Annotated in this window: 8 protein-coding genes; 3 read left to right on the top strand and 5 right to left on the bottom strand. The window is 38.5% G+C overall.

Annotation, left to right across the window (positions count from 1 at the left end; genetic code table 11):
• Nucleotides 1–231 precede the first annotated feature (231 nt).
• From Bccel_RS20120 to carB, 3 genes are all read right to left on the bottom strand, one after another.
• Nucleotides 232–1,680 (bottom strand): tryptophanase, encoded by a 1,449-nt coding sequence (locus Bccel_RS20120; RefSeq protein WP_036937552.1) that lies wholly within the window; start codon nt 1,678–1,680, stop codon nt 232–234.
• Between the two features lie 430 nt (nt 1,681–2,110).
• Nucleotides 2,111–3,511, bottom strand: a complete 1,401-nt coding sequence (locus Bccel_RS20115) for an amidophosphoribosyltransferase (RefSeq protein WP_036937553.1) — start codon at nt 3,509–3,511, stop codon at nt 2,111–2,113.
• A 20-nt stretch (nt 3,512–3,531) separates the two neighbouring features.
• Nucleotides 3,532–6,753 carry a carbamoyl-phosphate synthase large subunit gene (carB, locus tag Bccel_RS20110; protein WP_036937554.1) on the bottom strand — a complete coding sequence of 1,074 codons (3,222 nt, stop codon included), beginning with the start codon at nt 6,751–6,753 and terminating at the stop codon, nt 3,532–3,534.
• Between the two features lie 205 nt (nt 6,754–6,958).
• Here carB and Bccel_RS20105 point away from each other — a divergent pair, with 205 nt between their 5' ends.
• From Bccel_RS20105 to Bccel_RS20095, 3 genes are read left to right on the top strand one after another with little or no spacing between them, the layout of a single operon-like run.
• Complete coding sequence (locus tag Bccel_RS20105; protein WP_036937556.1) at nt 6,959–8,413, top strand: NAD(P)/FAD-dependent oxidoreductase; 1,455 nt, start codon at nt 6,959–6,961, stop codon at nt 8,411–8,413.
• Nucleotides 8,414–8,436: 23 nt separating this feature from the next.
• Entirely contained in the window at nt 8,437–9,678 is a 1,242-nt protein-coding gene (locus Bccel_RS20100) for an NAD(P)/FAD-dependent oxidoreductase (RefSeq protein ID WP_476748375.1), read from the top strand.
• Nucleotides 9,668–10,039: a DUF1667 domain-containing protein gene (locus Bccel_RS20095; protein ID WP_036937561.1), complete on the top strand. Its 372-nt coding sequence runs from the start codon at nt 9,668–9,670 to the stop codon at nt 10,037–10,039. Before Bccel_RS20100 ends, Bccel_RS20095 begins: the two co-directional genes overlap by 11 nt.
• Before the next feature lie 84 nt (nt 10,040–10,123).
• Here Bccel_RS20095 and Bccel_RS29770 read toward each other — a convergent pair whose 3' ends face one another.
• Complete coding sequence (locus tag Bccel_RS29770) at nt 10,124–10,270, bottom strand: hypothetical protein (protein ID WP_160317747.1); 147 nt, start codon at nt 10,268–10,270, stop codon at nt 10,124–10,126.
• A 533-nt stretch (nt 10,271–10,803) separates the two neighbouring features.
• The gene (locus Bccel_RS20090; RefSeq protein ID WP_036937564.1) at nt 10,804–14,976 is read right to left on the bottom strand and encodes a discoidin domain-containing protein; all 4,173 of its coding nucleotides are present in this window, start codon (nt 14,974–14,976) and stop codon (nt 10,804–10,806) included.
• Between the last annotated feature and the right edge of the window lie 82 nt (nt 14,977–15,058).

Genomic DNA, 15,058 nt, shown 5'->3' with positions numbered 1-15,058 from the left:
TCTTAAAGTTTATAAAAAACACAACTACAATAACATATGTTAATAATAACATGTGTTATTGTAGTTGTCAATTGTCAAATGGCTATAACAAAAGTCTTAATAAGTCACCATTTTAATGGGGTTTCAATAGATATGATTTAGTATTGAATAGAAAATAATCATAGAATGTGAGAAAAGGCCATTAAACAAAATAAAAGGGGCATTTCTTTTTAAAGAAATGCCCCGAAAATACTACAGGCTATCACCAAAATCTCTCTTGAATTTTGAAACAAGCTCAGATTGCCAATTTGAAACCGGAGCCAATCTGCCGAAGAAGAAACGTAACATCTTAGGCTCATCTACAAAAGTCAAACCACCTATTAACTTGCGGTTTTCATATAACCATTTTATACGATCAATTGCGTAGTTAACCTGGGATAGGGTAAATACGCGTCTAGGCATTGCAAGACGTAATAATTCCATATTTGCAAAATGCTCATTCCCGTCTGCATCCCTTTGTTCGGATATAGTTCCTCTTTCCATACCACGAACACCGCTTATAAGATATAATGCTGAAGCAAGTGCACCTGCGGGATATTGTTTTTGTGGAATGTGGTCAACAAATTCCATTGCATTGAGGTGAGCTCCCAGACCACCTGGAGGTGTTATAACAGGTACACCGCTTTTATCAAGCTTTTCAACCATATAAGAAATAAATTGAGGGCCCTGGTTAATCATATCCTCGTCCATGGTCTCCTCAAGCCCGACAGCAAGTGCTTCTATTTCACGCACAGACATTCCGCCATACGTAAGAAAGCCTTCATAAAGTGTTATATATTCACGAAGCTTCATATATACTTCATGGCTATTGGTACATATTCCGCCCCCACGGGCACATCCAAGTTTTCTTGCAGAAAAATATATGATATCGGAAAGGTCTGCTATAATACGGGTTATTTCGCGAATGCTCATATCTTTATATTTTTCTTCCCGGTTTTTTATGAAGTAAAGATTATCTGCCAAAAGGCTTGCGTCAAAGACCAATATGATACCAAATTCATCACAAACATTCCGGACTTCCAGCATATTATCAAGGGATATGGGCTGACCGCCGACTAGGTTGGTTCCAGCTTCCAAACGGACATAAGCGATCTTTTCAGCACCATGCTTATTGATGAGCCCTCTTAGTTTGGCAATATCCAAATTACCTTTAAAAGGATGATTGCTGGTTGTTTTTAAACCCTCGTCAATTATAATTTCTTCTATAGTACCACCATTTAATGTTATATGAGCTTTAGTTGTTGTGAAGTGGTAGTTCATGGGGATTATATCGCCTTGCTTTACATAGGCTTGGGAAAGAATATTTTCACAGGCTCTTCCCTGATGTGCAGGAAGAAAATATTTCATGCCGAATATTTCTTTAATTTTATCTTCCAGCTTTGTAAATGTCGCAGAGCCGGCATAGCTGTCATCAGCTTCCATCATAGCAGCCAGTTGCTTGTCGCTCATGGCATTTACCCCGCTATCAGTAAGCATATCCATAAAAACATCACAGTTTTTTAATAAGAATGTGTTGTTTCCTGCTTCATTAATAGCTTCCAAGCGACGTTCAATGGGGACTAGGTTCAATTTTTGTACTATTCGTACCTTATGCATTTCCAAAGGTACACTATCACCGTAATAGAATTTAACTTCAGACATCCATTAATCACCCCTATATAATATAGATATTAATTTTTGTGCAGGTATCATAAGAATTAGAAATGGCTAAGAAATAACATTCGATTCTATCGTCCAAAACCCGTTAAATCGATTTTGTCCTTGACAATACGAGAAGTTATATCTAAAGCATTACTTAGTTGATTCCTAAAAAATAACTGGTCAACTGGAGATTTCAAAAAATTGACCAAGGAAATTTTTAAAATCTTCTTATTGAATGTAGAAATTAATTTTAAAATACAAAAAATACCCTTTACAGGGTATTTTTATATAGAAAAATCCTCAATATTTGCCTCACAAGGTGTGATTATATTGAACCATTTCTACTTTAATAGGAATATTTCTACAATAATACCGTGCTACTATAAATATTTTATGACTAATTGGAGAAATATTCAATACTAATTTTTTTTTATTCTTTACCATTCCAACAATAAGTACATACTTTGTCATGCGGTAAGCCTATAGCGTCCAGCATATCAGTAAGGGATTGGTACTTTAATGAAGTAAAGTTGAGACGCTTTCTGATCCATTCAACCATACAATCGTATTTTTCTGTATTTGGGTCACAGTACTCATCCAATGAGTCGGGTTCTTTGCCTTCCAAATCCAGTATGGCCCTTCTGGCTACCAGGTCCATATCCGAGTTGGATCTTGAGAAGTTAAGGTATCTACAGCCGTGTACAAGCGGGGGACAAGCTGGGCGTACATGAACCTCTTTAGCATTGCAATTGTAAAGTAATTCAGCTGTCTCCCTCATCTGAGTACCACGTACAATTGAGTCATCGCAAAACAGGAGACGTTTTCCCCCAACCAAATCAGTTATAGGTGTGAGCTTCATCCTTGCGACGAGATTTCTTATGCTTTGGTCTTGGGGCATAAAACTTCTCGACCATGTAGGTGTATATTTAATAAAAGGTCTGCCAAAAGGAACACGTGCCTCATTGGAATAACCTATGGCATGTGCTGTACCGGAATCAGGTACTCCTGCCACCAAATCCACTTTTACATCGTCGTTGCGGGCTAAAGCCGCACCATTACGGTATCGCATTACCTCGACATTCATTCCTTCATAAGATGAGGAGGGGTAACCGTAATAGACCCAAAGGAAAGCACATATTTTCATTTTGTCACCTGGAGGTGAAATTTTTTGAATGCCGTCAGGTGTCAATAGAATGATCTCTCCTGGTCCAAGCTCATATTTGGCTTGATATCCCAGGTTGGGAAAAGCACAGGACTCGAATGATACACAGTAAGATCCTTCCTTTTCGCCTACTACCAGCGGAGTTTTACCAAAACGGTCTCTGGCAGCATAAATTCCTTCAGATGTCAGTATCAACATTGTGCATGAGCCGTCGATAGCTTTTTGTGCATTAAGGATACCTTCTTTAAAGGAATCTGCTTCATCTATCAGATTTGATACAACTTCAGTGGGGTTGATAACTCCTCTGCTCATTTCCAGAAAATGAGTGTTTTGTTTTGCTAAAGATTTATTTACAAGATCCTGAATGTTGTTTATACGTCCAACAGTGGTTATTGCATAGTGGCCAAGATGTGAAAATACAGTCAGGGGCTGTGGCTCTGTATCGCTGATGCACCCTATTCCCATATTTCCTTCCATTCCCGATAAATCATCTTCAAACTTTGCTCTGAACTGTATATTTTGTATATTGTGTATGGATTTTACAAAGCTTTTGCCATTCCAAACTGCCATTCCTCCGCGGCTTGTGCCTAAATGCGAATGGTAGTCCGTACCGAAATACAAATCCATAACACAACTGTTTTTTGAAACTACACCAAATAGTCCTCCCATTATAAATACACTCTCCTATGTTATTTAATATCAGCATGGTAATCCTGTAAGGATTTTACCTTGTCTTCTTTTAAGTGGGTTTCTTTATATGCCTTAATACCTTTAGCAGTGGCTAATGCAGCAGTAAGGGTTGTAATGTATGGTATTTTATACTTTATAGCAGCCTTACGGATGTAGGAATCGTCATGCTGACCTTGTTTGCCTATTGGAGTATTAACGATAAGTTGAATTTCCTTGTTTGTTATTGCGTCAGTAATGTTTGGGCGGCCTTCTTGTAATTTCTTAATCAATTCGGACTTAATACCGTTTTGAGCTAAATAATTATGTGTTCCTTCAGTAGCCTTTATTTTAAAGTCGAGTTCTATGAACATTTCAGCAACCTCAAGCATTGCGGATTTATCCTTGCCAGCTACACTGATCAAAACTGTACCTGAAGTTGGAAGTGAAACCTGAGTAGCTTCCTGAGCTTTAAAGAATGCAAGCCCGAAGGAGTTAGCCATACCTAAAACCTCTCCGGTGGAACGCATTTCAGGACCTAAAAGAGGGTCTACTTCATGAAACATGCTAAATGGGAAAACAGCCTCTTTTACACCAAAATGCTTAATCTCTTTGGATTTTAACTCATTTATGTTTGATTTTTTTCCAGTTACACTAGACATTACAACTTCTGTTGCAATATGTGCCATTGATATATTGCAGACCTTTGAAACCAGGGGAACTGTTCTTGATGCACGGGGATTGGCTTCCAACACATAAACACGATCATCTGCAATAGCGTATTGCATGTTCATAAGTCCTACTACCTTAAGTTTCTTTGCAATTTTAGCCGTATATTCATAAATGGTTTGCAAGTGCTTTTGTGGTATATTAATTGGAGGTATAACGCATGCTGAGTCTCCTGAATGGATACCTGCCAATTCAATATGCTCCATTACAGCAGGTACAAATGCATCTGTTCCATCGGCGATGGCATCTGCTTCCGCTTCAATAGCATTTTCCAGGAACCTGTCTATAAGAATCGGGCGTTCAGGAGTTACATCTACAGCTGCTTTAACATATTGGAGCAGCATATTTTCATCATAAATAACTTCCATACCACGACCGCCGAGGACATATGAAGGTCTGACCATCAACGGATATCCAATTTTGTTTGCAACTGAGATTGCTTCTTCAAGGTTGCTTGCCATACCCGATTCAGGCATTGGGATTTCAAGCTCATCCATTATTTTGCGGAACATGTCACGATCTTCTGCAAGATCTATTGTTTGGGGAGTGGTACCCAGGATTTTTGCTCCTGCTTTCTCAAGTTCTCCTGCGATATTCAGAGGAGTCTGACCACCAAACTGAATGATTATTCCTATAGGATTTTCTTTATTGTAAATACTGAGAACATCTTCAACAGTAAGCGGCTCGAAATATAGCTTATCTGATGTATCATAGTCGGTTGAAACAGTTTCGGGATTGCAGTTTACAATTATTGTCTCAAAGCCCAAATCACGCAAAGCAAACGCTGCATGTACACAGCAGTAATCAAATTCTATCCCCTGACCTATACGGTTAGGACCTCCACCGAGTATCATTACTTTCTTTTTATCGCTGGAATCTGTCTTGTCATTTGCATTGTAGGTTGAGAAGTAATATGCTGCGTTTTCAACGCCGCTGACGGGAACAGGTTCCCATCCTTCTACCAGACCTAAAGCAACACGCTGCTTTCTGATTTCTGCCTCAGGGATGTTTATAAGCATTGCTAAATAGCGATCGGCAAACCCATCTTTTTTAGCTTTTACAAGCAAGTCATCAGGCAGTTTGCTTCCAGCGTATTTCAGTATCTCTTCCTCTAATAAAACAAGTTCCTTCATTTGCTCAATGAACCAGTGCTTTATATGTGTCAGACGGTTTAGTTCATTGATATCGGCTCCCTTACGCAATGCTTCATACATTATGAATTGGCGTTCACTTGATGGCTCCGCCAGCATTGCCATAAGCTCAGGCAATGTACAGTTGTTAAAATCCTTGGCAAAACCCAGGCCGTAACGTCCTGTCTCAAGAGAACGGATAGCTTTCTGGAAGGCCTCTTTATAGTTCTTCCCTATGCTCATTACTTCACCAACAGCTCTCATCTGTGTTCCAAGTTTGTCATGAGAACCTTTGAACTTCTCAAAAGCCCAACGTGCAAATTTTATAACCACATAATCACCAGATGGAGTATATTTGTCCAGTGATCCGTCACGCCAGTAAGGAATTTCGTCTAAAGTAAGACCGGCAGCCAGCATTGATGAAATCAAAGCGATAGGAAAACCTGTAGCTTTGGATGCAAGTGCTGAAGAACGGGAAGTACGGGGGTTTATCTCAATAACTACTACACGGCCTGTTTTAGGGTCGTGGGCAAACTGTACATTAGTACCTCCAATAACCTGGATTGCTTCTACTATATCGTAGGAGTATTTCTGCAAACGCTGCTGGAGTTCGGGACTGATTGTCAACATTGGTGCCGAGCAGAAGGAATCACCTGTGTGTACACCGATAGCGTCTATATTTTCAATAAAACATACTGTGATCATCTGGTTTTTAGAATCACGAACAACTTCGAGCTCAAGCTCTTCCCAGCCTAACACTGATTCTTCAACGAGTATTTGGCCGATAATACTTGCCGTTATTCCACGTTGAGCTACAATCCTCAACTCTTCAAGATTGTATACAAGTCCGCCGCCTGTTCCGCCCATGGTATAAGCAGGACGAATAACAACAGGAAATCCAAGCTCAAGTGCAATTTTTTCAGCTTCTTCAACACTGAATGCCGGTTTGCTTCGTGGCATTTCTATGCCAAGTTTATTCATCGTTTCTTTAAATGCAATTCTATCTTCGCCTCTCTCTATTGCATCTACCTGTACTCCTATAACCTTAACACCGTACTTTTCAAGTACTCCGGCTTTAGACAGTTCCAGACACAGGTTAAGGGCAGATTGCCCACCCAAATTAGGAAGTAGTGCATCCGGGCGTTCGATATCAATAATCTGTGTTATTCTTTCCACATTAAGCGGTTCAATATAAGTTGCATCAGCTATAGCTGGGTCAGTCATAATTGTTGCAGGATTTGAGTTTACCAGTACTATTTTATAGCCCAATTTACGGAGAGCCTTACATGCTTGAGTACCGGAGTAATCAAATTCACATGCCTGTCCAATAATTATAGGTCCTGAACCTATAATAAGAATTTTATGGATGTCATTTCTTTTTGGCATATTTTTGCTCCTTCTTTCTTAAATATAAGAGTGTCCTGAAATATTATATAATAGATGAAGCATAGATTGCATTAATTATATAAAACTTTTTAATAATACTTTTCATGCTCCGCCAAATGTAAAGATTATTAACACTTTTAATATAGTTCATGGTATAATCTCTTTGAATAATTTAAAATTTGTTTTTGCATAGGAATGAGAAAATATGGGAAATCATTTTGATATAATTATCGTGGGAGCAGGTGCAGTAGGATGTGCTGTGGCTAGAGAGCTCTCAAAATATAAGCTTGATATAGCGGTACTGGAAAAGGAAAGTGATGTGGCAGCGGGTACAAGCGGCAGGAATAGTGCTGTGGTTCATGCGGGCTTTAACAACAAAACAGGGAGCCTCATGGCAAAGCTTTGTGTGGAAGGAAATCTGGGATTCGAAAAGGTTTGCAGAGAATTGGACGTGCCTTATAAGAAGACTGGGAAGCTTGTAGTGGCATTTGATGAGAGTGATATTAAGGGTATTGAAAGACTCATGGATGGAGGCAAAAAGAACGGTGTGCCTGGGCTTTCGTTTATTGATGAAGAAGAAGTAAGAAGATTGGAGCCGCACGTTGGAGGCATTGGGGCAATGCTGTCTTCAAGTACTGCAATTACCAATCCATTTATATACACGGTAGCATTGGCTGAAAATGCTTGTGCCAATGGTGTAAAGTTCTATTTTGATACCGAGGTCAGAGGTATAACCAGGCGGGAAAACAAGTTTCGTATCAATGCAGGTGGCAGGCATTATTATTGCAGGTACATTATAAATGCAGCAGGCTTGTATTCCGATAAAATTTCTTCCATGGCAGGGGATAAAAGCTATAAAATTTATCCTTGCAGAGGACAGTATTATATTTTGGATAAGCGGACAAGCAAGTACTTAAGTATGCCTGTGTATCCGGTGCCAAGGCCGGGAATAGGAGGGCTTGGGGTCCACCTTACGCCTACAATTGAGGGGAATATATTGATAGGCCCAAGTGCCGAATATATAAAGACAAAATGTGACTATGCAGTCACACAGGATGTGATGAAACAGCTTTTCAGCGAGGCAAAAGAATTGCTGCCGCCAATAAGCATTAAAGATATAATAAGGAATTATTCAGGCATAAGGTCAAAGTTGGTAGGACCTAAAGTAGGAGGGTTTGGGGATTTTGTTATTGAAGAATCCCAAAGTGTAGCAGGATTGATTCAGTTGATAGGCATTGAATCCCCGGGGTTAACTTCATCTGTTCCTATTTCCAGGATGGTGAGGGACATAATTGGAAGTAAAGAAGACCTAACCTTAAAGCCTGAATTTATAAATGAGAGAAAAGGAATTAAAGAGTTCAGGTTACTAAGCACAGAGGAAAAAGACAGATTGGTCAGGGAGTGCCCTGAATATGGGGAAATTGTATGCAGATGTGAGCAAATTACGAAAAGAGAAGTTATGGATGCAATAGAGAATCCTTTGGGTGTAAAGACTCTTGCAGGGATTAAGTACAGGGCAAGGGCTATGATGGGAAGATGCCAGGGAGGTTATTGCCTTACCAGGATTGTTGAGATACTTACAAAGGAATATGGAGTTCCATTGGAAGAAATAACACTTAGAGGTAAGGAATCCGGACTGTTTACAGGAAAAGTCAAATAGAGGGGTTATGGGTTATGGTTATAATGAAGGATGTTGTTATCATTGGAGCCGGGCCGGCTGGACTTGCGGCTGCAGTGGAACTTTTTAAAAATGGCATCAAAGATATTGTTGTTCTGGAAAGGGAGCCTTTTGCCGGAGGGATTCTGAACCAATGTATACATGATGGATTTGGTGTTATAAAGTTTAATGAAGTTTTAACTGGACCTGAGTATGCACACAGATATATAGATGAAGCGGAAAAGCTGGGAATTGAAATTCTGACAAGCCATACGGTAATTGCTATGAGCAGGGAAAAGGAGATAACCGTCCTAAGCTCAAAAGGACTCATAACATATAAGGCTAAAGCAGTGATCCTTGCCATGGGATGTAGGGAAAGGACAAGAGGAGCTATAGGTATACCTGGTACAAGACCTGCCGGGATTTTTACCGCAGGTGTAGCTCAAAATCTTGTAAACCTTAAAAACATGATGATTGGTAATAAGGTGGTTATTTTAGGGTCAGGTGATATAGGACTTATTATGGCAAGAAGGCTTACTTTAGAAGGTGTAGAAGTTATTGCAGTTGTTGAAAAAATGCCGTATTCAAACGGCCTTGCAAGGAATATAACCCAATGCCTTGAGGATTATGACATACCACTTTTGTTAAGTCATACTGTAATCAATATAGAGGGCAGGGAGCGGCTAAAAAGTGTTACAATTGCAAGAGTCGATGAAAAAGGGGAGCCTATTGAGGGGACATCACAGAAGTTCACGTGTGACACTCTGATTCTTTCGGTAGGACTTATTCCGGAAAATGAGCTGACTTTAGGTGCTGGTATTGAATTGGATGACATAACCCAGGGAGCGATTGTTGATGAAAATCTCCAGACCAGTATCAAGGGTGTTTTTGCATGTGGAAATGTGCTGCAGGTACATGATCTTGTTGACCATGTTTCCAATGAAGCGGAAAAAGCCGCAAGATCAGTTAAGTGCTATCTTGAGGGCCTTGAGAATAAATGTATATGGCATGAAAAAATAGAAATAAAAGCAGGAATGGGCGTAAGATATGTAATTCCTCACACAATATCAGGAAATAATGATGTTACCTTTTCAATGAGGGTTGACAGACAGTGGGAAAATAAAAAGCTATCATTTAAAAGCAATGGAAAAAAAATAAAATCTATCAGGCACAGAAGGTTGAACCCCTCCGAGATGGTGGTAGTAACCATTAAGGCTTCAGAGCTGCAAGGAATAAAAGGGTTGGAGGTGTCAGTAGATGAAGAATAAAAAGGAAATGACCTGTATTATTTGCCCCAATGGATGCAGGCTGGAAGTAATTTATGGTGATTCTTTAATTGTAAAAAATGCTTTGTGTCCAAAGGGTGAAGAATATGCCAGCAATGAACTGATAAATCCTGTAAGAAACCTGACTTCTACAGTTAAAGTAAGTAATGGAGAGTTGTCTCTTGTAAGTGTCCGCAGCAATAAGCCTGTTCCCAAGGAGAAAATGTTCGAGATAATGAAGATTCTTAAGGATGTGGAGCTGGAGGCACCAGTTGGATTTCATCAGATAGTATTGAAGGATATACTGGGTTCAGGTGCAGATATCATAACCACCAGGGAAGTAAAAAGGGTAGATAAAAAATAATTGCAAATTATTGAACTATAATCCAAGGAGGTTTGGTTAAAGTGCTTTGCTATAATCATTTTACTGTAAATTTGACTATATTAATCAAGTCACTTCTTCAATGCTAAGATATTTTTCATCAATATCCGATCCTTCGGTCAGACTCAATATATAGCCTTTTATTTCCTTTGCAGTATAATTGCTGGATTGTTGAGGGCCAAAATGTATTGCACGGTTCCTTCCGGATACCATAGTGTTAACTGCATTTTCTTCAAGAGGTTTCAAAACTATATTGTTTATTGCATTTGAGCTTTACAGGAATATTTTTTATATAACTCCTTAATAACTGAAATATATGGTATTGTGCCTTCCAATACTGACAATTTTTGAGGTTTCTCAATAGAAAGGCCTGATTAAATACCGAAATCAACAACTCGCAGTTGGCTATTATCCATATTCTAAATAATATTGGAGGGATTTATATCTTTATGTATTATATTATGTTTATGAATCTGTAGTAATTAATCGGTTAAATTAACAGCAAGTGATAGCTTTTCAGTGAGACTTAATTTATTTTCTTTTAGTATTTGAGTTAAGGATTGGCCTTTAATACCTTCCATTTCGATAAATACCAATCTGCTACATAGTTATCGGAAATATACATATTTTTGTTTATATCAATGTTAAGGTATGACTAAATAGTTCGTATATGAATTAGAAAAGGCTTGATTCCAGTATATATCCGGAACCAGACCTTTAATTGTATTAGCATCAATTCGTATAAATCATGTCATCAATTCAATAACACTTACTTGTGCACTGTTTCTAACCCAATAATCGCCGACCTTTACATAAACCCAGATATTTGCGGTTCCCTGACCTATTGCAGTTATAACACCGCTATCATTTACTGCAGCAACCGTGGAATCATCTGTTGTATAGAAATATTCTGCACTATTAAGGTCTACAGTGCTTCCGTCTGACATTTTTCCTTCTGTTACTGTCAACTTGGCGGTGCTGCCTTTAGTTAAGCTTGAATTATCTATGGCAGTGGTGATTCTGTCAAAGGAGTTTACTCCGCTGTATACACCAATTTCTGCACACTGCAAGTTTTTAGTAGCACCCGGATTATTGACAGAGGTTACAACAATACGGATCTTTTCAGCTTTTACAAGGTCAATATCAACTGTCTGTACAGTATTACCGGCAGGAATACTTGCTTCTTTTACTTTGGTATAGTCAGATCCATAAACAGCCACATAAACAGATATATCTTTTGGATTATAATAATAAGAACCGTTTATTCTGGGCTGGAATGTAAGCTTATCCAAAGTTAAAGTTTCTTTTAACGTTAAATCGATAACAGCGGGAGATGTGCTGCTTGGGACTTCATTTGAAACATAGAAAGTACCTGCATTGTCATCAAATGCCTTTGTAATTGGATAATTTGCTTGTGCAGAAGATGCATAAGCAGTAATGTCACCATTTTGAACTTTTCCGGCACCCGAACTTAGTGTGGTAACTGAGGAAGTTCTGCTGTAATTTCTGCCTGTTTTGTTATATGCACTTACAACGTATGTATACTGCTGTCCCGAAATCGGATTTGTATCATAGAATACCGTTGTGTTTGGTCCAACTACACCTATTTTTTCAAATACACCTTCTATCGATGACCTTTCAATAATGAAGCCGTCTTCATTATTGGATATATCCTGCCAAGATATATTGTTATTCTTAAATGTTCCGGCTTCTGCAGTCAAATAGGAGGGCGAGAAAAGGTTTTGTGCACTCTTATAAACCTCTAATTCAGCTATTTGAACATTTCTTGATGGTGCAACCGTATCATATGAGGATTTTACCATAAGAGAAATGTACCTTGTAGTAACAGGTGGAATTATTATCTCATATGCAGAGTTTGGCAGCGTTTGGGTTGTGATGGAAGTAAATTTAATATTATCATTGGATATTAAAATCTCCACATCCTTTGGCCCATAGTTTTTCCTTGGAACTATTTTAATACGGTTTATTGATTCCTTATTCAATAAATCCACAGTGCAGTATACGGAATTTGTTACTGAGGGATATTTATTCTCCGATACCCAGAAAGTATTCTGATCACCATCATTTACGTTTGCCGGCTGATACTGGGACTGCTGATAGGATGTATAAACAGGCTTTCCTTTTAAAATATTGATAAGCCCGTATTTATCTGCTTGCGGGCTTGTAGCTACATAATTGGAAGCCTTTGAAGATGTTCTTTCATCTGTAACGGCTGTTATTTTGTATTGATATGTGCTGGAGCTTGATATATCATTATCAACATATATTGTTTGGTTGCAGGGAACTGCGGCTGCTTTACTCCACTTGCCACCAAATTTCCTTTTTTCAATAATATACTCCAGGACTTTATTTGAATTGTTGAGTGATTTGTATTTGGCTGTATTGCCAAAATTAACCTTCCAGTCAACAGTTATTTTATCATCATATAAAAAGGCATGAATTTTCTCCAGCTCTGGTTTTTCAGGGTATTTAGCTTCCACTGCCTTTATGGTTTTATCTTTTAACTCTAGCATGTAAGACCTTCCGGCTTTTAATAATTTTTGACCTGTTGTGTTAACACCATTATGAATAATGCTGATTTTAACTTTAGCATCAAATCCGTTGTTCTTTATATAAAACCTCCCTGGAACTTTGCTGCTTTGCACAGCTTGCAAATTTGAGCAGGAAGGGCTTTCAACAAAAGCAAACAAGTTGGTTATCCGGGTATCCAATTTCTCATAATCTAAAGTGGAATATGAAGTGTTTTTCTTTATTATAGTGTCCTCTGCAAGCACTGGTGCACCTTGTGGCAATGATATAGCTATCTTTGAAGCATTTCCGTAGAAATTGCTTGCTATAAGGTATTGATTGGAGTATACATCTTGAGTGACAGCTGATTTCCACCCATCAGCCATCTTCGGGTAGATTATGCCTTTTGACAGGTTTGCTGTCATACCGGAATCTATATTGGAATAGAATACAGCAGTACGGTTTGCTATTGTATCACCCTTGGAAGATAGTTTTTCCTGGTCGTTGTAAGAACCATAAAGAGTGGAATAATAAACTGAGTTTGAAAGGGTTCTGTTTCCATATTTCATGCCGTTACTTCCATCTACAACTACCGAAAGGCTGTTGTCAACATTAACCCAATTTCCGCTGATATTGGTTAAGGAGGTTCCATCTAACACAGCACTGTTGTCATTTGAGGTCACCACTCTGGTATTACCGGAAATATTGTCAGTCTGGAAGGCCAAAGGAATTCCTTCTTCCTTAGTCACAGTTATGTCTGCTTTTGACTTGGCCACATCCATATAAACTGCAGCATTACCCGGAAGTGCTGCAAATGATATATAATGATCTATTGTGGAGTCATTTTCGGATAAAAGTCCTGTGGTAGTGAAATTAGTGCTTTCTACTCTGTTTTTATGTTTGATATGAAATTGATTTGTAGGTTTGTTTTTAACAGTAAAGCTTCCTGTTAAACTTTTTTGGTATGGAAAATTAACAAAACCGTTATCTAAATAATTGTTGCTATCAGGTATTACAAGTCCCATGTTCTTGCTGTTCCATGAGAATGATGCAAACCTATTTTGATTTTTATTTAATATTATATCGCCGTCAGTATATGTGCTGCTGCCGGAATTTCTTGAAACAAAGTCTTCCCATGTTGTATTTTCGCTTGGCCCTGGCCCGAAATACTTATGGAACATATATGTATATACCAGTCTTTCAGCTTGAACCGATTCTCTCCTGGCCCCTATATCACTGTTTGGTCCTATGAATCTTCCGTCCTGATTATCCAACTGTCTTGCCCTTATAAACTGGATTAGTCTATGCTCTAGCATCTTGGAGTCAACATCCTTAAAGTATGTGGACATAAATGCTACAGAATTTATATGATCCAAAAGGTCCACCGACCAGTCGCAGCCATTGGGATATGCCCATTCTCCGGTAGCTAATACAATTTTCTTCAATACAGTATTGTACATATCCAATATGTTATGTTCAAAGGCTTTTGGAACTTCATTGCCTGTCATTTTGTAATAAAGTGCAGAATCTCCCAATTCCAGTATTGGGTTCATCTGGTAAACGGGATGGAAAATGCCGTGGTTTTCAAGTGAGTAATCATCATAAAGATTTGGCCCTATAACCCACTCCTTGACCATCTTTCCATCAACAATAGTTTGATCTGTCAAATCCTTACTCATGGATAATGTATTCATGGCAAAGGCTTTTGACTTTTCATCCCATTGTGCTGCCCTTGAATCTTCCTTATACATGTTTGCTGCTATTGCCAGAACGTTTGTGTCCCAGCCATTTTCCTCAGCTTTGGTATCAGATTTTACCTGAGTAGGTATTGTGCGGTTTAAATTATAGTCAGCTTCAGCTGCTACTACGTTTTTGAGTTTCTCTCTTGTTTCGCTGTCAAGCTCGTCCCCCATCAAATAGCCTGCATATGCAAGGGCAGATGTCCATAAGGATGATTCCCATACCAGACCCCATTTTCCGTTTGATGCACAGTTGTAGCTTCCAACTTTATGGGTGTTAACCGAGTATTTTATACCAGCTATGATTCTTGACTTAAGCAATTCTCTGTCAAGCTTGCCTGAATTTTCTGAAAAAAGAAATGCATATACCAATAAATAATTGTTATGTGTTCTTATTCCGTCTTCTCCGCTGTCACCTGATCCAAAGTAGCCTGTCCCGGGAATTTTACCGGAATAATCATGATAAATCTTTTCCGAATATAAAGTATGATCCTGCAATGATGTAAGAATTGCTTCATTTAGATTATTCTCGGAAAAATCGGCAATAAGTGTACCTTGTTGATAAGCACCGGTCACCATAGGACAGAAGGTTGCTGTCAATAATGCTAGTGGCAATAGGATACACGCCATTTTTTTAAAATTGATTTTCATTAATTTCACTCCCATAATAATATAATGATTTATGTTCGTTTTGTTATAGAACAATAATATAATCAATGTGGTGTATTGTAAA

The sequence above is a fragment of the Pseudobacteroides cellulosolvens ATCC 35603 = DSM 2933 genome (genome assembly GCF_001262605.1).
GTDB classification, from domain to species: domain Bacteria; phylum Bacillota; class Clostridia; order Acetivibrionales; family DSM-2933; genus Pseudobacteroides; species Pseudobacteroides cellulosolvens.
This window is presented reverse-complemented; position numbering and strand designations above follow the sequence as displayed.

What these genes read in the sequence shown, in the direction of transcription:
- Bccel_RS20120 (WP_036937552.1), bottom strand. Translation starts at nt 1,680, where the DNA reads ATGTCTGAAGTTAAATTCTATTACGGTGATAGTGTACCTTTGGAAATG.
- Bccel_RS20115 (WP_036937553.1), bottom strand. Translation starts at nt 3,511, where the DNA reads ATGGGAGGACTATTTGGTGTAGTTTCAAAAAACAGTTGTGTTATGGAT.
- carB (WP_036937554.1), bottom strand. Translation starts at nt 6,753, where the DNA reads ATGCCAAAAAGAAATGACATCCATAAAATTCTTATTATAGGTTCAGGA.
- Bccel_RS20105 (WP_036937556.1), top strand. Translation starts at nt 6,959, where the DNA reads ATGGGAAATCATTTTGATATAATTATCGTGGGAGCAGGTGCAGTAGGA.
- Bccel_RS20100 (WP_476748375.1), top strand. Translation starts at nt 8,437, where the DNA reads ATGAAGGATGTTGTTATCATTGGAGCCGGGCCGGCTGGACTTGCGGCT.
- Bccel_RS20095 (WP_036937561.1), top strand. Translation starts at nt 9,668, where the DNA reads ATGAAGAATAAAAAGGAAATGACCTGTATTATTTGCCCCAATGGATGC.
- Bccel_RS29770 (WP_160317747.1), bottom strand. Translation starts at nt 10,270, where the DNA reads ATGGTATCCGGAAGGAACCGTGCAATACATTTTGGCCCTCAACAATCC.
- Bccel_RS20090 (WP_036937564.1), bottom strand. Translation starts at nt 14,976, where the DNA reads ATGAAAATCAATTTTAAAAAAATGGCGTGTATCCTATTGCCACTAGCA.